The sequence below is a fragment of the Pseudomonas sp. P7758 genome (genome assembly GCF_013386485.1).
In the GTDB taxonomy this organism is placed as follows: Bacteria; Pseudomonadota; Gammaproteobacteria; order Pseudomonadales; family Pseudomonadaceae; genus Aquipseudomonas.
In genome coordinates, this window is sequence record NZ_JACARS010000014.1 from 64,708 (window position 1) to 85,360 (window position 20,653).

18 protein-coding genes are annotated in these 20,653 nt (G+C 61.6%); 14 read left to right on the forward strand and 4 right to left on the reverse strand.

The annotated features are described in order from the left end of the window. Positions 1-42: 42 nt before the first annotated feature. Positions 43-1,098 (reverse strand): biotin synthase BioB, encoded by a 1,056-nt coding sequence (bioB, locus tag HX873_RS03540; RefSeq protein WP_003211072.1) that lies wholly within the window; start codon positions 1,096-1,098, stop codon positions 43-45. Positions 1,099-1,187: 89 nt separating this feature from the next. On the opposite strand from bioB, the gene HX873_RS03545 reads away from it, so the two are divergent. From HX873_RS03545 to rarD, 5 genes are all read left to right on the forward strand, one after another. Next, positions 1,188-1,925: a ComF family protein gene (locus HX873_RS03545; protein ID WP_008434366.1), complete on the forward strand. Its 738-nt coding sequence runs from the start codon at positions 1,188-1,190 to the stop codon at positions 1,923-1,925. 57 nt (positions 1,926-1,982) lie between these two features. Then, the gene (locus tag HX873_RS03550) at positions 1,983-2,747 is read left to right on the forward strand and encodes a TOBE domain-containing protein (RefSeq protein WP_003211075.1); all 765 of its coding nucleotides are present in this window, start codon (positions 1,983-1,985) and stop codon (positions 2,745-2,747) included. Between the two features lie 71 nt (positions 2,748-2,818). Continuing rightward, positions 2,819-4,717: a PhoX family phosphatase gene (locus tag HX873_RS03555; RefSeq protein ID WP_087694743.1), complete on the forward strand. Its 1,899-nt coding sequence runs from the start codon at positions 2,819-2,821 to the stop codon at positions 4,715-4,717. A 193-nt stretch (positions 4,718-4,910) separates the two neighbouring features. Continuing rightward, positions 4,911-5,885, forward strand: a complete 975-nt coding sequence (locus HX873_RS03560) for a serine/threonine protein kinase (RefSeq protein WP_087694744.1) — start codon at positions 4,911-4,913, stop codon at positions 5,883-5,885. A gap of 178 nt (positions 5,886-6,063) precedes the next feature. Continuing rightward, positions 6,064-6,948, forward strand: coding sequence for an EamA family transporter RarD (rarD, locus tag HX873_RS03565; RefSeq protein WP_177122388.1), 885 nt, complete (start codon positions 6,064-6,066; stop codon positions 6,946-6,948). Positions 6,949-7,170: 222 nt separating this feature from the next. On the opposite strand, the gene HX873_RS03570 is transcribed toward rarD, so the two are convergent. After that, the gene (locus tag HX873_RS03570) at positions 7,171-7,689 is read right to left on the reverse strand and encodes a glycine cleavage system protein R (RefSeq protein WP_003211081.1); all 519 of its coding nucleotides are present in this window, start codon (positions 7,687-7,689) and stop codon (positions 7,171-7,173) included. 420 nt (positions 7,690-8,109) lie between these two features. Here HX873_RS03570 and HX873_RS03575 point away from each other — a divergent pair, with 420 nt between their 5' ends. After that, positions 8,110-10,287, forward strand: coding sequence for a malate synthase G (locus HX873_RS03575; protein ID WP_177008820.1), 2,178 nt, complete (start codon positions 8,110-8,112; stop codon positions 10,285-10,287). A 59-nt stretch (positions 10,288-10,346) separates the two neighbouring features. Here the strand turns inward: HX873_RS03575 and HX873_RS03580 are convergent, their stop codons facing one another. Then, entirely contained in the window at positions 10,347-10,772 is a 426-nt protein-coding gene (locus HX873_RS03580; RefSeq protein WP_177122389.1) for a hypothetical protein, read from the reverse strand. A 135-nt stretch (positions 10,773-10,907) separates the two neighbouring features. Further along, positions 10,908-11,354 carry a response regulator gene (locus tag HX873_RS03585; protein WP_003211086.1) on the reverse strand — a complete coding sequence of 149 codons (447 nt, stop codon included), beginning with the start codon at positions 11,352-11,354 and terminating at the stop codon, positions 10,908-10,910. Between the two features lie 245 nt (positions 11,355-11,599). On the opposite strand from HX873_RS03585, the gene HX873_RS03590 reads away from it, so the two are divergent. The 8 genes from HX873_RS03590 to HX873_RS03625 all read left to right on the forward strand — a co-directional run bounded on the left by HX873_RS03590 (position 11,600) and on the right by HX873_RS03625 (position 20,615). After that, positions 11,600-13,522: a putative nucleotidyltransferase substrate binding domain-containing protein gene (locus tag HX873_RS03590; RefSeq protein WP_003211088.1), complete on the forward strand. Its 1,923-nt coding sequence runs from the start codon at positions 11,600-11,602 to the stop codon at positions 13,520-13,522. Further along, positions 13,519-14,226, forward strand: a complete 708-nt coding sequence (locus HX873_RS03595) for a PolC-type DNA polymerase III (protein WP_003211091.1) — start codon at positions 13,519-13,521, stop codon at positions 14,224-14,226. Before HX873_RS03590 ends, HX873_RS03595 begins: the two co-directional genes overlap by 4 nt. Positions 14,227-14,486: 260 nt before the next feature. After that, the gene (locus HX873_RS03600) at positions 14,487-15,005 is read left to right on the forward strand and encodes an RNA polymerase sigma factor (RefSeq protein WP_010167452.1); all 519 of its coding nucleotides are present in this window, start codon (positions 14,487-14,489) and stop codon (positions 15,003-15,005) included. Next, complete coding sequence (locus HX873_RS03605) at positions 15,002-15,970, forward strand: FecR domain-containing protein (protein ID WP_102370054.1); 969 nt, start codon at positions 15,002-15,004, stop codon at positions 15,968-15,970. The genes HX873_RS03600 and HX873_RS03605 overlap by 4 nt, the downstream gene beginning before the upstream one ends. A gap of 211 nt (positions 15,971-16,181) precedes the next feature. Next, positions 16,182-18,611 (forward strand): TonB-dependent siderophore receptor, encoded by a 2,430-nt coding sequence (locus HX873_RS03610; RefSeq protein ID WP_177027985.1) that lies wholly within the window; start codon positions 16,182-16,184, stop codon positions 18,609-18,611. Positions 18,612-18,673: 62 nt separating this feature from the next. Continuing rightward, a complete protein-coding gene (locus tag HX873_RS03615) occupies positions 18,674-19,777 on the forward strand; it encodes a PepSY domain-containing protein (protein WP_003209218.1) in 1,104 nt (367 codons plus the stop codon). Next, complete coding sequence (locus HX873_RS03620) at positions 19,774-19,950, forward strand: hypothetical protein (RefSeq protein ID WP_003209216.1); 177 nt, start codon at positions 19,774-19,776, stop codon at positions 19,948-19,950. The genes HX873_RS03615 and HX873_RS03620 overlap by 4 nt, the downstream gene beginning before the upstream one ends. A 35-nt stretch (positions 19,951-19,985) precedes the next feature. Further along, the gene (locus HX873_RS03625) at positions 19,986-20,615 is read left to right on the forward strand and encodes a glutathione S-transferase (protein WP_003209214.1); all 630 of its coding nucleotides are present in this window, start codon (positions 19,986-19,988) and stop codon (positions 20,613-20,615) included. The last annotated feature ends 38 nt before the right edge of the window (positions 20,616-20,653 follow it).

Below are 20,653 nucleotides of genomic sequence, written 5' to 3' on the forward strand. Positions count from 1 at the left end.
AAGCCCGCTCCCACATTTGGATGGCATTCCAAAGTGGACTTATCAAACAGCCGCGTTGTAAAACTGCTCGCTGCTCTTCTGCTCCACCAGCGCCTGCTCGATCGCCGCCTGGTGCACTTCATCGGCGTGCTCTTCACGAGCTTCCGGCAAGATGCCCAGGCGCGAGAACAGTTGCATGTCCTTGTCCGCCTGCGGGTTGGCAGTGGTCAGCAGCTTGTCGCCGTAGAAAATCGAGTTGGCGCCAGCAAAAAATGCCAGGGCCTGCATCTGCTCGTTCATCGCCTCACGCCCGGCCGACAGCCGCACATGGGACTGCGGCATCAGGATGCGCGCCACCGCCAGCATGCGGATGAAGTCGAACGGGTCGATGTCGTCGGCGTTTTCCAGCGGCGTGCCGGCAACTTTCACCAGCATGTTGATCGGCACCGATTCCGGATGCTCCGGCAGGTTGGCCAACTGGATCAGCAGGTTGGCGCGATCGTCCAGGGACTCGCCCATGCCGAGGATGCCGCCGGAGCAGATCTTCATCCCCGAATCACGCACGTACGCCAGGGTTTGCAGGCGCTCGCCGTAGGTGCGGGTGGTGATGATCGAACCGTAGAACTCCGGCGACGTGTCGAGGTTGTGGTTGTAGTAATCGAGGCCGGCCTGGGCCAGGGCTTCGGTCTGGTCCTGGTCGAGACGGCCGAGGGTCATGCAGGTTTCCAGGCCCATAGCTTTCACGCCTTTGACCATCTCCAGCACGTAGGGCATGTCTTTGGCTGACGGATGCTTCCAGGCGGCGCCCATGCAGAAGCGGGTCGAACCGATGGCCTTGGCGCGAGCGGCCTCTTCGAGGACCTTCTGCACTTCCATCAGCTTCTCTTTTTCCAGGCCCGTGTTGTAGTGGCCCGACTGCGGACAATATTTGCAATCTTCCGGGCAGGCGCCGGTCTTGATCGACAGCAGCGTGGAAACCTGGACGCGGTTAGCGTCGAAATGCGCGCGGTGCACGGTCTGCGCCTGGAACAACAGGTCGTTGAAGGGCTGTACGAACAGCGCTTTGACTTCGGCTAAAGACCAATCGTGACGCAGGTTGGCAGTGATGCTGGCGCTCATGGGCGATTCCTTGATTATGCTTTGGCAAGCCCTGTGGGAGTAATACCCACAGGTACGATACGGATGCTCGGCATATTTAAGGAAGATTCATGCACTGTCAACTTGAGAACAAACACGAGGTTTACATCTGGTTAAAAAGCAACCAAACCTGTTTAATCTGCGATGAAAGCAGCGGAACGGCCGATCCTGTCTGCAGCGCCTGCGAAACCGAGCTGCCCTGGCTGATGGAACATTGCGAGGTGTGCGCACTGCCGTTGCCGGCGACGGGCCTGGTGTGCGGCCAGTGCTTGAAGCAACCTCAGGCGTTCAAGCAGGTCGTCGCGCCGTGGACCTACAGCTTCCCCATCGACAGCCTGATCAGCCGTTTCAAGCATCAGGCCCGCTGGCCGCTGGGGCATCTGCTTGCGCACCTGTTGGGACAATTCCTGCAACACCGCTATGAAGATGCCGCGCTGGCTCGCCCCGACTGCCTGCTGCCCGTGCCCCTGGCCCGCAAACGCCTGCGGGAACGGGGCTTCAACCAGGCGGCAATGCTCGCCCGCTGGCTGAGTGAGGACTTGAACATCCCCTGGGATGAGCACCTGCTGTCACGGCCGCGTGAAACCGTGGCGCAGCAAGACCTCGACGCCAGGACCCGCAAGCGTAACCTGCACCAGGCCTTCGCCCTGGCCGACGGCGCGCAAGTCAAAGGCCGGCACTTGGCGCTGATCGACGACGTACTGACCACCGGCGCCACCGCCAGCAGTCTCGCCCGCCTGTTGATGGATGCCGGCGCCCGACAGGTGGATGTGTATTGCCTGGCACGGACGCCCAAGCCCGGCACATGACTTGACTCGCGGGCGTCCTGCCCGCAACGTCAGCCCATTCCATCGAAGCGTGTAACCATGTCCCTGCCAACCCTCTTGAGCCAACACATCGTCCGTCGCCCGCAGCGCATTGCACTGCTGCAACATATTGCCGAACAAGGCTCCATCACCCGCGCCGCAAAGAGTGCGGGGCTGAGCTACAAGGCGGCCTGGGACGCCATCGACGAACTGAACAACCTGGCGCAAAAGCCGCTGGTGGAACGCAGCGTTGGCGGCAAGGGCGGTGGCGGCGCCAGGTTGACGGCCGAGGGTGAGCGGGTATTACGCCTTTACCAACGCCTGCAGGTGTTGCAAGCCCAGGTGCTGGATTCCGCCGAAGACGCCAGCGACTTCAACCTGCTGGGCCGCCTGATGCTGCGCACCAGCGCACGTAACCAGTTGCACGGCCGGGTGATCGCCATCGACAGCCACGGCCGCAATGACCTGATTCGCCTGGAGCTGGCAGCCGGGCTGCGCCTGGATGCGCAGATCACCCACGACAGTACCTTGCGCCTGGAGCTGGAGATCGGCACCGAAGTCGTCGCCCTGATCAAGGCCGGCTGGCTTGAAGTACTGGCCGTCACGCAGGCAGCAACACCTGGACACAATTGCCTGGAAGGAAAAATCGAGGCCATTCTCGATGCCGAAGACGGCCCCAGCGAGGTGCGGATCACCTTGCCCAACGGCCAGGTTCTCTGCGCCCTGGCCCGGCCCGACGCGCTTGCGCAGATCCATGCCGCCGAAGGCCTGCAGGTGAAGGTGCAGTTCTCCCCCAGCAACGTGCTGCTGGGCACTCCGGTGTAGCGCTTCAAACTGCAACAATTTCGTCACGACTGCTCCCTAAGGTGGCTGCAAAAACCCGCAGGGAGCCTGAAATGAGCCTATTAGAAGAAAACCAAGCCACCGACCTGGAACAGATGGTCGGCCTCAGCCGCCGGCGTTTTATCGGCGCCGGCGCCCTGTGCGGTGCCGCGATGTTCCTCGGCGGCAACCTGCTGACCCGCAGCGCCCTGGCGGTCAACGCCGCGTCGAACAGCCCATTGCTGGGTTTCACCAGCATCGCCTCGGCCACCAGCGACACCATCACCCTGCCGCCCGGCTACAGCGCTTCGGTACTGATCAGCTGGGGCCAGCCGCTGCACAAGAACGCGCCGGCCTTCGACCCCAGCGGCAACGGCACGGCCAAGGCCCAGGAACAGCAGTTCGGCGACAACAACGACGGCATGAGCCTGTTCGCCTTCCCCGGTGACGACAACCGCGCGCTGATGGCGATCAACAACGAATACACCAACTACCGCTACCTCTACGCCCACGGCGGCGCGCCGCAATCGGCCGAAGACGTGCGCAAGGCGTTGGCCAGCGAAGGCGTGTCGGTGATCGAAGTACGGCGCAAAGGCGACACCTGGCAGTTCGTCCAGGACTCGCGCTACAACCGGCGCATCCACGGCAACTCGCCAATCCGCTTCGGTGGCCCTGCGGCGGGCCATGCCTGGCTGAAAACCAGCGCCGACAAAACCGGCAAAAAAGTCCTCGGCACCTTCCAGAACTGCGCCAACGGCAAGACCCCGTGGGGCACGTATCTCACCTGCGAAGAGAACTTCACCGACTGCTTCGGCAGCAGCAACCCGCAACAGACCTTCGACGCCGGGCAGAAACGCTATGGCGTGGTCGCCGCGAGCAAAGACATCAACTGGCACCCCCACGACCCGCGCTTCGACATGGCCAAGAATCCCAACGAACTCAACCGCCATGGCTGGGTAGTGGAAATCGACCCGTTCGACCCGCAATCCACACCGGTCAAGCGCACCGCCCTCGGCCGCTTCAAGCATGAAAATGCTGCGCTGGCGGAAACCCGCGACGGCCGCGCCGTGGTGTACATGGGCGACGACGAGCGCGGCGAGTTCATCTACAAGTTCATCAGCCGCGACAAGATCAATCACAAGAATCCCAAGGCCAACAAGGACCTGCTGGACCACGGCACCTTGTATGTGGCGATTTTCGACGCGGGCGACGGCAATGCCGACCATCCCAAGGGCCAGGGCCAATGGGTCGAGCTGACCTACGGCAAGAACGGCATCGACGCCAACAGCGGTTTTGCCAGCCAGGCCGAAGTGCTGATCCACGCGCGCCTGGCCGCCAGCGTGGTGAAAGCCACCCGCATGGACCGCCCGGAATGGATCGTGGTCAGCCCCACCGACGGCCAGGTGTATTGCACCCTGACCAACAACGCCAAGCGCGGCGAAGACGGCCAGCCGGTGGGTGGCCCGAACCCGCGGGAGAAAAACGTCTACGGGCAGATCCTGCGCTGGAAGGCCAACGCCAACGACCATGGCGCGCCGGACTTCAGCTGGGATTTGTTCGTGGTGGCCGGCAACCCGACCGTGCATGCCGGCACGCCAAAAGGCGGCTCGTCCAACATCAACCCGCAGAACATGTTCAACAGCCCGGACGGCCTGGGCTTCGACAAGGCCGGGCGGTTGTGGATCCTCACCGATGGCGACTACAGCAACGGCGGCGACTTTGCCGGGATGGGTAATAACCAGATGCTGTGTGCCGACCCGTCGACCGGTGAAATTCGGCGGTTCATGGTGGGGCCGGTGGCCTGTGAAGTGACCGGGATCAGCTTCTCGCCGGACCAGAAAACCCTGTTTGTGGGGATTCAGCATCCGGGGGAAACCGGTGGCTCCACCTGGCCGGAGCATCTGCCAAATGGCAAGCCACGGTCCTCGGTGATGGCGATTCGTCGGGATGATGGCGGGATCGTCGGCGCCTGATAAGGCCTCTTCGCGAGCAAGCCCGCTCCCACATTTGACCGCATTCCAAAGCCAGGACTCGGTTTAATGTGGGAGCGGCGGTGCGACGATTCGACTTGCTCGCGAAGGCGTCAGAACAGTCACCACCTATCTCGACCCCGGTGCGTTACCATACCCGGCCGGACGCGGCGCCCTGCTGCGCGCAGGAGTTCGCATGGCACACCCGTTTGAAACACTGACCCCTGACCTGGTGCTCGACGCAGTCGAAAGCATCGGTTTCCTCAGCGACGCCCGCATCCTCGCGCTCAACAGCTACGAAAACCGTGTCTACCAGGTCGGCATCGAAGACTCCGAGCCCTTGATCGCCAAGTTCTATCGGCCGCAACGCTGGACCAACGAAGCGATCCTCGAAGAACACAGCTTCACCTTCGAACTGGCCGAGTGCGAAGTGCCGGTGGTGGCGCCGATGATTCACAACGGTGAAAGCCTGTTCGAGCACGCGGGTTTCCGCTTCACCCTGTTCCCGCGCCGTGGCGGACGCGCACCGGAGCCGGGCAACCTCGACCAGTTGTATCGCCTCGGCCAATTGCTCGGCCGCCTGCATGCGGTCGGTTCCACCCGCCCCTTCGAACACCGCGAAGCCCTGGGCGTGAAGAATTTCGGTCACGATTCCCTGAACACCCTGCTGGAAGGCAACTTCATTCCTCGCAGCCTGCTGCCAGCCTACGAGTCCGTGGCCCGCGACCTGCTCAAGCGGGTGGAAGATGTCTACAAGGCCACGCCCCACAAGAACATCCGCATGCACGGCGATTGCCACCCCGGCAACATGATGTGCCGCGACGAGATGTTCCACATCGTCGACCTCGATGACTGCCGCATGGGCCCCGCCGTTCAGGACCTGTGGATGATGCTCGCCGGTGATCGTCAGGAATGCCTGGGGCAACTGTCGGAATTGATGGACGGCTACCAGGAATTCCACGACTTCGACCCGCGCGAACTGGCCCTGATCGAACCCCTGCGTGCCCTGCGCCTGATGCACTACAGCGCCTGGCTTGCACGGCGCTGGGACGACCCGGCGTTCCCCCACAGCTTTCCCTGGTTTGGCAGCGAACGTTACTGGGGCGACCAGGTGCTGGCGTTGCGCGAGCAGTTGTCGGCGCTCAATGAAGAACCCTTGAAACTGTTCTAACGCACACCACAATCCCCTGTAGGAGCTGGCTTGCCGGCGATGCAAGCGCCTCGGTGTATCAGTGGAACCGAGGTGAAGCCATCGCCGGCAAGCCAGCGCCTACAGAAAAGCACATCCCACTGACTGACAAATATCCTTACAATCGCGGCTTTGTTAGCTGCCTAAGCAAGGATTCTGCATGCAAGCCGCCAACCCCCGTCGCGGGTACATATTGGGCCTGAGCGCCTACGTCATCTGGGGCCTGTTCCCGATCTACTTCAAGGCCATCGCCAGCGTTCCCGCCGCAGAAATCATCGTCAACCGCGTGCTGTGGTCGGCGCTGTTCGGCAGTCTGCTGCTGATAGTCTGGAAACACCCGGGCTGGTTTCGCGAACTGCGGGACAACCCCAGGCGCCTGGCGATCCTGGCCCTGAGCGGCACCTTGATCGCAGCCAACTGGCTGACCTACGTGTGGTCGGTGAACAGTGGCCGCATGCTGGAGGCCAGCCTGGGTTACTACATCAACCCGCTGGTGAACGTGCTGCTGGGCATGGTGATCCTCGGCGAGCGCCTGCGCCGCCTGCAATGGGTGGCCGTGGGCCTGGCAGCGGTAGGTGTGGCGCAACAGGTATGGCAAGTCGGCAGCCTGCCGTGGGTATCCCTGGTCCTGGCGGCGACCTTTGGTTTCTACGGGTTGATCCGCAAGCAGGCGCCGGTCAAGGCATTGCCCGGGCTGGTGGTGGAAACCTGGATGCTGGTGCCGATTGCCATCGCATGGTTGCTGTTCAACCCCTCGGCCCACAGCGCACAGATGGAATTCTGGAGCACCTCCGAAGCGTGGTGGCTGGTGGCCGCAGGCCCGGTGACGCTGATCCCGCTGGTGTGTTTCAACGCCGCCGCACGGCATTTGCCCTACACCGCCCTGGGCTTCCTGCAATACGTGGCGCCCACCCTGGTGCTGCTGGAAGCCGTGCTGTTGTTCAACGAACACCTGGCACCCGCCACGCTGATCGCCTTCTGCTTTATCTGGGCCGGCCTGGTGGTTTACAGCATCGACGCCTGGATGACTGTGCGGAAAAACTGATCAAATAACGTACAAACCTCTGCAAGCCACAGCCGGTGTGGCTTGCAGGCATTCACCCCAAGGTTATCCACAGCCTGGTCCCCGGCGTTTGTGCACAAGCCCTTGAAACTGTTCGTTTTTTAGCCAGCCGGCGAAGAGCCACGGCCCGCCTGGGCCGGACGCGGGTCTCTACAGGTTATCCACAGGCCCATGCAAGATTTCCATGCATAACCTTGTGGGCAACTATTCCTCGCTGCGTAGTTCCAGTTCCACCATCAAGTCGTCGGCCAGGGTTTCCAGCGCCGCCTGCAAGGTTTCCAGCGGCAGCGTCAACGGCACCGCCAGCAGGGCTTCGGCGTGGAACAGCAGGTCGCTGCTCATGGGCGCCGGGCGCACGTCGGTGATCAAGCGCTCCAGGTTGACGCCCTGCTTGCTGAGCAGCGCGGTGATGTCGCGAACAATCCCCGGCCGGTCGTTACCGACCAGTTCCATCGCGATGGGTTGCGACTCGCTGGGGGCGAGCGAACTGCTTTCGCCCAGCAGCACGCGAATGCCGTGGGTGGACAAGTCTTCCAGCGCGCCAATCAAGTCCAGCCGATTTTCCGCCGGCACGCTCACCCGCAAAATCCCGGCAAACTGCCCGGCCATGTGCGCCATGCGGCTTTCCAGCCAGTTGCCGCCATGGGCGGCGATGCATTGGGCGATGCGTTCGACCACACCGGGTTTGTCCGGGGCGATGACAGTCAGTACGAGATGGTCCATGGTGTCGTCCTCTTCTTATGAAAATCAGGTAGGAACCAGGCGTTCCCCTCGTACCTACCAAGGTGGACTCAGGTAGCCACGAAAACAAATCGTGTACCATTTTTATATTTATATGGAACAATCCAATAGTTTTTTGAGAACATCCCGTACCCCACTGTGACCGTACGACCAAAGTGGGTCGCTAAACGACGTATTTAGTCTAATTTTCACAACCGCAACTCATCATGTAGTATGCCCAATCGCGCACTACATAACGTTAGGTCGATGTCTGCCAAGGCAACCACGCACCGCGACGCAGCCCGCCCAGCCGCCTTCTACGGCATGTACTGGTGCAGCGTGTTCACGGTTTACATGGCCAGAGGCTTCATTGGTAAATTGAAAAGCTGAAAAGCGCATAAGCTCCGCAGAGTGAGGCAAGCAATGACTGAACACGTTCAAGTCGGTGGCCTGCAGGTCGCCAAAGTCCTGTTCGACTTCGTGAACAACGAAGCCATTCCTGGTACCGGCATTACCGCCGACCAGTTCTGGGCCGGTGCCGACAAGGTCATCCACGACCTGGCGCCGAAGAACAAAGCCCTACTCGCCAAACGCGACGATTTTCAAGTGCGGATCGACACCTGGCACCAGGCACACGCCGGCCAGGCACACGACGCCGTGGCCTACAAAGCCTTCCTTCAAGATATCGGATACCTGCTGCCAGAAGCCGCGGATTTCCAGGCCTCGACCCAAAACGTCGATGAAGAAATTGCCCACATGGCCGGCCCGCAGCTGGTAGTGCCGGTGATGAACGCCCGTTTCGCCCTCAACGCTTCGAATGCGCGCTGGGGCTCACTGTATGACGCGCTGTATGGCACCGACGCCATCAGCGAAGCCGACGGCGCCGAAAAGGGCAAAGGCTACAACAAGGTGCGTGGCGACAAAGTCATCGCCTTCGCCCGCGCCTTCCTTGACGAAGCCGCGCCATTGGCTGCCGGCAGCCACGTGGACTCCACTGGCTACAAGATCGTCGACGGCAAGCTCGTGGTCAGCCTCAAGGGCGGCAGCAACAGCGGCCTGCGCAGCGATGCCCAGTTGATCGGCTACCAGGGCGACGCAGCCAAGCCGACTGCCATCCTGCTGAAGCACAACGGCCTGCACTTCGAAATCCAGGTCGACGCCAGCACCCCGGTCGGCCAGACCGACGCCGCCGGCGTGAAAGACGTGCTGATGGAAGCCGCCCTGACCACCATCATGGACTGCGAAGACTCCGTCGCCGCCGTCGATGCCGATGACAAGGTGGTGATCTACCGCAACTGGCTCGGCCTGATGAAGGGCGACCTGTCGGAAGAAGTCGCCAAGGGTGGCAAGACCTTTACCCGCACCATGAACGCCGACCGCGTCTACACCGGTGCCGACGGCAAGGAAGTGACCCTGCACGGTCGTTCGCTGCTGTTCGTGCGTAACGTTGGCCACTTGATGACCATCGACGCGATCCTCGACAAGGATGGCAACGAAGTGCCGGAAGGCATTCTCGACGGCCTGCTCACCAGCCTGTCGGCGATCCACAGCCTTAACGGCAACACCCGCCGCAAGAACAGCCGCACCGGTTCGGTGTACATCGTTAAACCGAAAATGCACGGCCCGGAAGAAGCCGCGTTCACCAACGAGCTGTTTGGTCGCATCGAAGACGTGCTGAAGCTGCCGCGCAATACGCTCAAAGTCGGGATCATGGACGAGGAGCGTCGTACGACGGTCAACCTCAAGGCCTGCATCAAGGCGGCCAGCGAGCGTGTGGTGTTTATCAACACCGGCTTCCTCGACCGTACCGGCGACGAGATCCACACCTCCATGGAAGCCGGCGCGATGGTGCGCAAGGCCGCCATGAAGGCCGAGAAGTGGATCGGCGCCTACGAAAACTGGAACGTGGACATCGGCTTGAGCACCGGCCTGCAAGGCCGCGCACAAATCGGTAAAGGCATGTGGGCGATGCCCGACCTGATGGCCGCCATGCTGGAGCAGAAGATTGCTCACCCGCTGGCCGGCGCCAACACGGCGTGGGTTCCTTCGCCGACGGCGGCTGCGCTGCATGCGCTGCACTACCACAAGGTTGACGTGTTCGCCCGCCAGGCCGAACTGGCCAAGCGCGAACGTGCTTCGGTAGACGATATCCTGACCATTCCCCTGGCCCAGAATACCGATTGGTCCGAGGAAGAAATCCGCAACGAGCTGGACAACAACGCCCAGGGCATCCTCGGTTACGTGGTGCGCTGGATCGACCAGGGCGTGGGTTGCTCGAAAGTCCCGGACATCAACGACGTCGGCCTGATGGAAGACCGCGCCACCCTGCGTATCTCCAGCCAGCACATTGCCAACTGGTTGCGCCACGGCATCGTCAATGAAGCCCAGGTGATGGAAAGCCTCAAGCGCATGGCGCCGGTGGTGGACCGTCAGAACGCCGGGGATGCGCTGTACCGCCCGCTGGCTCCGGATTTCGACAGCAACATCGCGTTCCAGGCAGCGGTGGAGTTGGTGATTGAGGGGACCAAGCAGCCGAACGGCTATACCGAGCCGGTGTTGCACCGTCGGCGTCGGGAGTTCAAGGCCAAGAATGGTCTGTGAGTAAGCGCTAGAAACGAAAAAGCCCTGACCTATCGATCAGGGCTTTTTTGTTTGGGATGTCAATCGGACTCAACGGTGTAGTTCCCATTAAGCGTGACCGTTCCTCCGTCCGATTCAAACGTTACGTTTGTAAGTTTCCCGATGTGCTTGAAGGTAGTACCGGACTCCGGACGATCGACCAGCACAGTGAGGTCACCCAGCACAGGCTGATGGTATGAATGGCCGTCGGCATCGCGGTAGGTGACATTAAGAAGTGGAGCTTGCCGATGATGCGGCCCGGCTTTCAAGTCGCTTCCGTAGTAGATACGAACACTCTCAACTGCACCGTCCAAAGCGCTCCAGGAGAGATAGCCAAAGACGTCTGTAGGCACAAATACATGACTCAAGGTGCCATCTCGCGAAACTTCAATACGAGCATCACCACTGCTTAAAGTCTTGGCCTTGTGCAGTTCTTTCTCATCGATATTGAATTTTTCAGTACTCATGATGAACTCCTGTTCACAAATTGATTAGGTGCAGGCCTGCGACCCACCCCCTCCTAATCAGTAAACATGCGAAGTTCGATACTTTCCTACTGTCAGAATTGACAGTTCTTCGCGAAATCAGACCAATGGCACCGTCTAGGACGCCATCCCCAACTCCCGCTTCACCATTTTCGCCAGCTTCACGCTATCAATCGGCTTGAGCAAAAAGTCCACCACGCTCAAGTGCATCGCATCAATCACATCCGGCGCTTCGGCGTCACCCGACATGATGATGATCGGCAGCGCCGCCCGGGTGGATTCGCGCACCTGGCGAATCAATTGCAGCCCGTTGCTCGGCGTCATGCGCAGGTCGGTGATCAGCAAGCCGATGGAGCTGCTGGAACTCAACAAGTCCCATGCAGCCTCGCCGCTGTCGGCGGTCATGCAACGAATGCCGTCCAGGCCAAGAATTTCTGCCAACAGTTCGCGCGCGTCCTTGTCGTCATCCACGATCAAAACCCGTTGTGGCGGCAAATCCGGCTCCTGCATAACAGCACTCAGGGCCTCGCGCTCGGCATCACTCAAAATATCGTGGTCGGACATACGTTTCTCGGCAGTTCTATTCAATCTCCCAGCACAGAAGTCAGACATCGCCGGAAGGGCGAACAATGTGCACTTCGTCGGAAAGTTTGCCTAGTGGGCGTTCTACGGGGTTTGGACGATATTCATGTAAGGTTTTTCCCTAGTCGTGGAAGGCATAACGCTACCTAGACTTACGTCCAATGGGCACCCGCAGCGCAGGAGTCGACCATGGGGCACGATAACGACAAAAAACTGCGGTCATAGGTATGAGTAAAGCTGATGCTTTCACACAAGCGGGGAAAACCGCTGTGTTGCAGAACATCCACGGCACCCTGCAATTCCTGCAACGCTTCCCGCCGTTCAACCAAATGGAAAACGCCCACCTGGGATTTCTGGTAGAGCAGTGTCAATTGCGCTTCTACGGCCCCGGCGAGAGCATCCTCAAGCCCTCGGGCGGGCCGGTGGAACACTTCTATATCGTCAAGCAGGGGCGCGTAGTCGGCGAGCGGCCGGACTCGACAGAAACCACCTTTGAAATCACCACCGGTGAATGTTTTCCGCTGGCGGCGCTGCTGGGGGAGCGGGCCACCCGTACCGAGCACAAAGCCGCCGAAGACACCTTCTGCCTGCAACTGAACAAGCCGGCCTTTATCAAGCTGTTCGCCCTTTCCAGCGCGTTTCGCGACTTTGCCTTGCGCGGCGTGAGCAGCTTGCTGGACCAGGTCAACCAGCAAGTCCAGCAAAAGGCCGTGGAAACCCTCGGCACCCAATATTCGCTGAACACCCGCCTGGGCGAATTGGCCATGCGTCACCCGGTCACCTGCAGCCCGCTGACGCCGCTGCGTGAAGCGGTCACGCAAATGCACGAGCAGCAAGTGGGCAGCATTGTGATCGTCGATGAACACAAGGCGCCCCTGGGGATTTTCACCCTGCGGGACCTGCGCCAGGTGGTGGCCGACGGCACCAGTGATTTCAACCAGGGCATCGAGCGCCATATGACCCAGGCGCCGTTTTTCCTCACGCCGGACCACAGCGCCTTCGACGCGGCGATTGCGATGACCGAGCGGCATATCGCCCACGTGTGCCTGGTCAAGGATCAGCGCCTGTGTGGCGTGGTGTCCGAGCGTGACCTGTTTTCCCTGCAGCGGGTTGACCTGGTGCACCTGGCGCGCACCATCCGCAATGCACCCAGGGTCGAAAACCTGGTGGCGATTCGCGGCGAGATCGGCCAGTTGGTGGAGCGCATGCTCGCCCACGGCGCGTCGTCTACGCAGATCACCCACATCATCACCTTGCTCAACGATCACACGGTGTGCCGTGTCATCGAGTTGACCCTGGCCGACAAGGGCGATCCGGGCGTGCCATTCAGCTGGCTGTGTTTCGGCAGCGAGGGCCGCCGCGAGCAGACGCTGTATACCGACCAGGACAACGGCATCCTGTTCGAAGCCCGGGACGCCGCCGAAGCCGCCGAGATTCGCGGGCGCCTGCTGCCGCTGGCACAACAGATCAACCAGAGCCTGGCGCTGTGCGGCTTCAGCCTGTGCAAGGGCAATATCATGGCCGGTAACCCGGAGCTGTGCCTGTCCCGGGCGGAATGGGCGCGGCGCTTTGCCGGGTTTATCCGTGAGGCGACGCCGGAGAATCTGCTGGGTTCGAGCATCTATTTTGATTTGCGGGTGGTGTGGGGCGATGAGCAAGGGTGCGAGCAACTGCGCCAGGGCATTCTCGACCAGGTGGCAGACAACCGCTTGTTCCAACGCATGCTGGCCGAGAACGCGTTGCGCCAGCGCCCGCCGGTAGGGCGCTTCCGGGATTTTGTGTTGACGCGCAAAGGCGCCGACAAGGCAACTCTCGACCTCAAGGTGCAAGGCCTCACGCCATTTGTCGATGGTGCCCGGCTGCTGGCATTGGCCAACGGCATCAGCGCCATCAACACCCTGGAGCGCTTGCGCCAACTGGTGGCCAGGGAAGTCATCGAACGCCTTGATGGCGCCGCCTATGAAGAGGCCTATCACTTCATCCAGCAAACCCGCATGCAACAACACCAACTGCAAACCCGCGAGAACCTGCCCTACTCCAACCGCGTCGATCCCGACAGCCTCAACCACCTCGACCGGCGCATCCTGCGCGAATCCCTGCGCCAGGCCCAACGCCTGCAAGGCAGCCTGACGTTGCGGTATCAGCTGTGAGCTGGTTTGGCTGGTTGCGCAAACCCAAACCTGGCCTGGATGCGGCGCAACAACGGCGCGTCGAGCAATTGCCCACACCTGGGGAGCTGGGGGACGGATCGCTGCGGGCCCAACGCTGGGTGGTGGTGGACCTGGAAACCAGCGGCCTGAACCTCAATCGTGACCAGGTGCTTTCGATTGGCGCCGTGGTGATCGAGGACGGCGCAGTGGACTTCTCGCAATTATTCGAGCGCACCCTGCACCGGGCCGAGACCAAGCTCAACCCCAGCGTGCTGATCCATGGCCTGGGGCCCAGCGCCATTGCGGCGGGCAGTGACCCGGCAGAAGCGCTGATGGACTTCATGGAGTTTGTCGGCGACAGCCCGCTGCTGGCGTTTCATGCGCCCTTCGATCAACACATGCTGTGCCGGGCACTCAAGGACAGCCTGGGCTATCGCTTGAACCACCCGTTCCTGGACGTGGCCGACATCGCCCCGCTGCTGTGCCCCGACGCCAACATCCGCGAAGCCGGGCTGGATGACTGGATCACGCATTTCAAGCTGCAAGTGGGCGAGCGTCACCATGCCAGTGCGGATGCGCTGGCAACGGCGGAACTGATGCTGATTTTGTTCAGCCGCGCACGGCAGCAGCAGATCGACAGCCCGCACGCGTTACAACAGCGCCTGGGCCAATGGAAACGCCGCAAGCAAGCGCCCTCATTCTAATGGTGGCGAGGGAGCTTGCTCCCGCTGGGGTGCGAAGCGCCCCCAAATCAGCCAACCCATTTCCAACTGAATAAATGCACTGCCTGGATTACGACTGCTGCGCAGCCGAGCGGGAGCAAGCTCCCTCGCCACAGTAAGCGGCATCATCATGATAGATAGCATTACGCCGCCGCCCGACCAACGCCAATTGCACCCGCCTTACACCTCTGCCACAATCGCGAATAATTCTCGTTAGTTTAAACTTTCCGATCGGTGTCGCCTTGTCGTCAATCCAAAGTCCCCACAGTGAGCTTGTTGGCGCGTTGTACCGCGATCATCGCAGCTGGCTGTTGGCGTGGCTGCGACGCAACGTGGCCTGCCCCAGCCGCGCCGAAGACCTCAGCCAGGACACCTTCATGCGCCTGCTGGGCCGTGAAGAACTGCGTGAACCCCGCGAGCCCCGGGCGTTCCTGGTGGCCATCGCCAAGGGCCTGCTGTTCGATTATTTCCGCCGCGCCGCGCTGGAACAGGCTTACCTCACCGAACTGATGCTGATCCCGGAAAGCGAGCACCCGTCCCCGGAAGAACAGCAACTGATCCTCGAAGACCTCAAGGCCATCGACCGCCTGCTGGGCAAACTCTCGAGCAAGGCCCGCGCGGCCTTCCTCTATAACCGCCTCGACGGCATGGGCCACGCCGAAATCGCCCAGCGCCTGGGGGTTTCCGTGCCCCGGGTGCGGCAATACCTGGCCCAGGGTATCCGCCAGTGCTACATCGCCCTGTATGGCGAGCCGCTGTGAGCCCGGTCAGTTCCAAGCCGGTGTCGGCGCGGGTGCTCGACGCGGCCATTGCCTGGCAACTGTCCCTCGGTTCGGGCGACGGCAGTGCCGTGGAGCAGGAAGAATTCGCCAAATGGCTGGCCAGCAACGAAGAACACGCCCGCGCCTGGCGCCAGTTGGGCATGCTCGATCAGCGTTTCAGTGTGGCCTCGGGCCCGGCCCGTGCGGCATTGCTGCAGTCACGCGAAGGCATTCGCCGCCGCGTGCGCAAGCTCGGCAGCGGCCTGGCCAGTGTGGTGCTGGTGTGCGGCCTGGCATTGTTCGTCGGCCAGCGCTACGTGCCGCTCAACTATTGGCTGGCCGACCAGCGCACCGCCACCGGTGAACAGCGCACCCTGAAGCTGGCGGATGGCACCGTGATCAACCTCAACACCCACAGCGCCATTGACGTGCGCTTTGACGAGAAACGTCGGCTGATCGTATTGCAGGAAGGCGAGATCCTTGTCGAAACCGGCCACAACGACGCCCGCCCGTTTTTTGTCGAAACCCGCGAAGGCAGCCTGCGCGCCCTGGGCACACGGTTTATCGTCAAGCGCGAGGAAGATGGCACCCGCCTCAGCGTGTTGCAGTCTGCCGTCGGCGCACAGCCTGAAGCGCTGCATCAAGAGCAGATCTTCAAGGAAGGCCAGCAAGTGCTGATGCGCCGCGACAGCCTCGGCCCGATGCTTGCCGTCAGCCCCGGCACCGACGCCTGGACGCGCGGCATGCTGGTGGTGGACAACGCGCGGCTCGGCGATGTGGTTGCCGAACTGAGCCGCTACCGCACCGGTTACCTGGGTGTGGATAAACAGGTGGCCGACCTGCGGATCACCGGCAGCTTTCCGTTGCACGACACCAACCTGGCACTGAACGCGCTGCTGCCGACCTTGCCGGTGCAGATTCAACAACACACGCCGTGGTGGGTGACGGTGGCGCCCAAGCCGTAGGCTCCTGTGGTGCATAGGCCATTGTCATCGCAGGCAAGCCAGTTCCCACAGGTGGAATGCGTTTCCCTGTGGGAGCTGGCTCGCCTGCGATGAGGCCCTCAAAAACAGCACTCACCCACTAATAGAAATTATTTTCATCGAGCCCTATCACTTTTTGCATCTCGCTCGGCACATAGGCAATTGAGAAATATTTCCATTCAGGAGCCGCCCTATGTCCCGCACGCTAGACACCTTGTTGCGCCCCAGCCTGTTGGCCGTGGCCATTGCCCTCAGCGCCCCGCTGGCCAGCACCCAGTTGCTCGCCGCCGAACAAGCGTCCAGTGTGCGCGCCTACAATCTGCCGGCAGCGTCGCTGGCCACCACCCTGAACCAGATCGCCAGCCAGGCCGGTTTGGCGCTGACGCTGAACCCGGGGTTGGCAGCGGGCAAGACTTCCGCGCCGGTAAAAGGGCAATTCGATGCACAAGGCGCATTGCGTGAAGCGTTGCGCGGGACCGGGCTGCAACTGGAGCAAAGCAGTGCAGGCACGTTCAGCCTGGTAGCGATCCCGGATGGGGTCGTGGCATTGCCGGAGACCAGCATTACCGGCCAGGCCGACGCGGAAAGCGCATGGGGGCCGGTTGATGGTTACCTGGCGACCCGCACCGCTGCCGGCACCAAGACCGATACCGCACTGGTCGAAGCCCCGCGTTCGATCTCCGTCGCCACTCGCCAGCAAATGCAGGACCGCAACGTCCAGAACCTGGATGACGCCGTCAAATACATGCCCGGTATCGTGTCCGCCAGCTACGGCAGTGACACCCGCTACGACTGGATGCGTGTACGCGGCTTCGAACCCACCCAGTTCCTCGACGGCCTGCCGCTGCCACGCGGCGTGTATGCCAACCCGAAAGCCGAAACCTGGAACCTCGACCGCCTTGCGCTGCTGCGTGGGCCGGCCTCGTCGGTCTACGGCCAGACGCCACCGGGTGGCCTGCTGGATATGGTCAGCCGACGTCCAAGTGCCGAGTCGAGCAATGCCATCCAGGTGCAGTACGGCAGCGACAACTACCGCCAGATCAACTTCGCCAGCACCGGCAAGATCGATGATGAAGGCCAGTTTCTCTACGGACTCAGCGGCGTGGTGCGCGATGCCGGTACCCAGGTCGATCACATCGACAACAAGCGCTACAACATCGCCCCCAGCCTGACCTGGAATATTGATACCGACACCAAGCTGACGTTCCTGTCGCAGTTCACCCGCGACGATACCGGCGCCACCAGTCAGTTCCTGCCCATTGTCGGCACCAAGATCAAATCGCCGTTGGGGGACATCTCTCATCACAAGAACCTCGGCGACCCGGACTACGAGTACTACGACCGCACCTACTACGCGCTGGGCTACGCCTTCGAGCATCGCTTCAACGATACCTGGCAGTTCAAGCAGAACCTGCGTTACACCAAGTCGGAGCTGGCTTTCCAGCAACTGACCGTGGGTTCCTACGGTTACTCGACCATTGATGCCGAGGGCAATACCAGCCGCGGGTCGACCAACGTCGACGAAAACATCGGCCAGTTCGCCGTCGACAACAATTTCCAGGCTGACTTCGCCACCGGTGATATCACCCACACGCTGTTGCTCGGCCTGGATCACCAGCGCACCGACACCTCGTACCTGTCGATCTTCGGTGACGGCGGCACAGTCAACCTCTACAACCCCGTCAACACCAAGCCGGTGGTGCGTCCGGCGCGCTCCACCGCTTATTACGACTACAACCAGAAAACCATCCAGACTGGCCTTTACGCCCAGGACCAGATGGCCCTGGACCAGTGGCGCCTGACCCTCGGCGGGCGTGAAGACTGGGTGCACCAAGGCACCACCTACTTCAACAAAAACGATGCAACCAATACCGACCGCAGCAAGAACTTCAGTGGCAACGCCGCGCTGAGCTATGTGTTCGATTCGGGCTTCGTTCCGTACCTCTCCTACGCCGAATCGTTCCAGCCAGCGAGTAACGCCAGCGTCTCGCCAACCGAGTCGTACAAACCCACCGAAGGCAAGCAATGGGAATTGGGGGTCAAGTACCAACCACCCGGCTCAAATACCCTGCTGAGCGCAGCGGTGTACGACCTGACCCAAAAGAACGTGCTGGTTACCAGCTTCGGCGCCGGTGGCCAGTCGATCACCGACCAGACCGGCGAAGTGAAGGTCAAGGGCCTGGAATTGGAAGCCGTCTCTGACGTGACCGAGAACCTTAAGGTCATCGCTGCATACACCCTGGCCAAATCCGAAGTGCAAAAAGGCCAATACAAAGGCAACCGCCTGCAACTGATGCCAAACCAGCAAGCCTCACTGTGGACCGACTACACCTGGCACGCCGGTGTGCTCGACGGTTTCGGCATTGGCGCGGGTGCCCGTTACACCGGCAATACCTATGGCGACCAGGGCAACACCTGGCTGGGCAAGGCCAATGCCTACACCGTGTTCGATGCCTCCGTGCATTACGACCTCGGCCGCCTGGACAACAGCCTCAAGGGGGCTTCGGTGAAACTGAATGCCACCAACCTGTTCGACAAGGACTACATTTCCACCTGCGATGCTTCCTACTGCTACTACGGCGACCAACGCAGCGTCGTCGCCAGTGCCACCTACCAGTGGTAATCGGCTGAGTTAACAACCGGGCCGCCCCCGTGGGCGGCTTCGGTGTGTCTGAAGGCTAGAAAATGAAAAGCAAAACCATCCGCCGCTGGTCCTTCATCCACACCTGGACCAGCCTCGTCTGCACCGTATTCCTGCTGCTGCTCGCTCTCACCGGCCTGCCGTTGATCTTTCACCACGAGATCGACCACCTGCTGGGCAACGAACCCGAGCTGGCACAGATGCCCGCCGATACCCCACAGCTGAACCTCGAACAGCTTGTTGCCAAAGCCCAGGCCCATCGCCCCGGCGAAGCCATGCAATACCTGGCCTGGGACGAAGACGACAAGAACGGCGTGATCGCGATCATGGCCGCCACCGCCGGCACCGAACCCAATTCCTCCCACACCTTCATGCTCGACGCCCGCACCGGCGAGGCCGTGGAAACGCCTTCGGCCAACGGCGGGCTGACGATGTTCCTGCTGCGCCTGCACGTCGATATGTTCGCCGGGCTGCCGGGCAAGTTGCTGCTGGCGTTCATGGGCATTCTGTTTGTGCTGGCGATCATCTCCGGCACGGTGTTGTACCTGCCGTTCATGCGCCGGCTGAAATTCGCCACCGTGCGCCAGGACAAATCCACGCGCCTGCGCTGGCTCGACCTGCACAACCTGATCGGCGTGGTCACCCTGACCTGGGCGCTGGTAGTGGGCGTGACCGGCGTGATCAGCGCCTGCGCCGACCTGATCATCGCCGCGTGGCGCACCGACAGCCTCAGCGCAATGATCGAGCCTTACAAAAACGCCCCGCCGCTGACCCTGCGCGCCCCCGCCACCGACCTGCTGACGATTGCCGCCAAGGCCGCGCCCGGGATGGAGCCGGACTTTATCGCGTTCCCCGGCACGCGTTTCTCCAGCGAGCATCACTACGCGGTGTTCATGAAAGGCAGCACCCACCTGACTTCACACCTGCTGACGCCGGTATTGATCGACGCCAGCAACCTGCACGTCACCGCCATCGCCGAACGGCCGTGGTACATGGACGCCATGGGCATGTCCCAGCCGCTGCACTTTGGTGACTACGGCGGCATGCCGATGAAGATCCTGTGGGCGGTGCTGGATGTGCTGACCATCATCGTCCTGGGCAGTGGCGTGTACCTGTGGCTGGTGCGGCGCAAGGCGGCCAAGTCATGAAGCCGAGGCAATCGAGTTTCTGGAAGGTATTCGGCATTCCGCTGGCCATCGGGTTGTTGAGTGCTGCCGGATTGTTTGCGGCATTGCTGGGGGACGGCTTGTGGGATTCGCTGAGCTGGGTGGGGCTGGGCATTCCGGCCGCCATAGGTAGCTGGGCGTTGCTCAAGCGTTGAGATAGATTAGCGCTGCCCTTTTCCGAGGAATGCCCATGTCCACCCCCAGCATGACGTTGTTCCACAACCCTGCCTCGCCGTTTGTGCGCAAAGTACGGGTGTTGTTGCACGAGACCGGTCAACTGGACCGCGTGACCTTGCACGCCTGCGTGCCGACGCCGGTCAAGCCCGACGCCGATGTAATCCTGGACAACGCGCTGGGCAAGATCCCCGCCCTGCGCCTGGCCGACGGCAATGCGCTGCACGACAGCCGGGTGATCCTCGATTACCTCGACTACCAACACACCGGGACTCCACTGATCCCCCGGAACGGCCCGGCCCGCTGGCGGCGCCTGACCCTGGCCTCGACCGCCGACGGCATCATGGATGCCGCCGTACTGGTGCGTTATGAAACCGCCATGCGCCCCGAGGAAAAACATTGGGACCTGTGGCTGGAAGGCCAGCGCGACAAGATCCGCCGCGCCCTCGACATGCTCGAACAGGACGCCATCGCCGAACTGGCCGGGCCGTTTGACGTGGCCGCGATCAGCGTGGCGTGTGCACTGGCTTATCTGGACTTCCGCCACCCGGACATGCAGTGGCGGTCGAGCCATCCGAAGCTGGCGGCGTGGTATGCCGAGGTGAGTCAGCGGCCGTCGATGCTCCAGACCCAGCCACCGGCCTAACCTGCTGCAAGGGTTCTTTTGTGGTGAGGGAGCTTGCT

Excerpts from the sequence above, each read along its gene's own strand:
- HX873_RS03620 (WP_003209216.1), top strand. The coding sequence starts at position 19,774 with ATGAAGCCGAGGCAATCGAGTTTCTGGAAGGTATTCGGCATTCCGCTG.
- HX873_RS03585 (WP_003211086.1), bottom strand. The coding sequence starts at position 11,354 with ATGTCCGACCACGATATTTTGAGTGATGCCGAGCGCGAGGCCCTGAGT.
- HX873_RS03575 (WP_177008820.1), top strand. The coding sequence starts at position 8,110 with ATGACTGAACACGTTCAAGTCGGTGGCCTGCAGGTCGCCAAAGTCCTG.
- HX873_RS03625 (WP_003209214.1), top strand. The coding sequence starts at position 19,986 with ATGTCCACCCCCAGCATGACGTTGTTCCACAACCCTGCCTCGCCGTTT.
- HX873_RS03550 (WP_003211075.1), top strand. The coding sequence starts at position 1,983 with ATGTCCCTGCCAACCCTCTTGAGCCAACACATCGTCCGTCGCCCGCAG.
- HX873_RS03610 (WP_177027985.1), top strand. The coding sequence starts at position 16,182 with ATGTCCCGCACGCTAGACACCTTGTTGCGCCCCAGCCTGTTGGCCGTG.
- bioB (WP_003211072.1), bottom strand. The coding sequence starts at position 1,098 with ATGAGCGCCAGCATCACTGCCAACCTGCGTCACGATTGGTCTTTAGCC.
- HX873_RS03615 (WP_003209218.1), top strand. The coding sequence starts at position 18,674 with ATGAAAAGCAAAACCATCCGCCGCTGGTCCTTCATCCACACCTGGACC.
- HX873_RS03560 (WP_087694744.1), top strand. The coding sequence starts at position 4,911 with ATGGCACACCCGTTTGAAACACTGACCCCTGACCTGGTGCTCGACGCA.
- rarD (WP_177122388.1), top strand. The coding sequence starts at position 6,064 with ATGCAAGCCGCCAACCCCCGTCGCGGGTACATATTGGGCCTGAGCGCC.
- HX873_RS03545 (WP_008434366.1), top strand. The coding sequence starts at position 1,188 with ATGCACTGTCAACTTGAGAACAAACACGAGGTTTACATCTGGTTAAAA.
- HX873_RS03590 (WP_003211088.1), top strand. The coding sequence starts at position 11,600 with ATGAGTAAAGCTGATGCTTTCACACAAGCGGGGAAAACCGCTGTGTTG.
- HX873_RS03580 (WP_177122389.1), bottom strand. The coding sequence starts at position 10,772 with ATGAGTACTGAAAAATTCAATATCGATGAGAAAGAACTGCACAAGGCC.
- HX873_RS03570 (WP_003211081.1), bottom strand. The coding sequence starts at position 7,689 with ATGGACCATCTCGTACTGACTGTCATCGCCCCGGACAAACCCGGTGTG.
- HX873_RS03555 (WP_087694743.1), top strand. The coding sequence starts at position 2,819 with ATGAGCCTATTAGAAGAAAACCAAGCCACCGACCTGGAACAGATGGTC.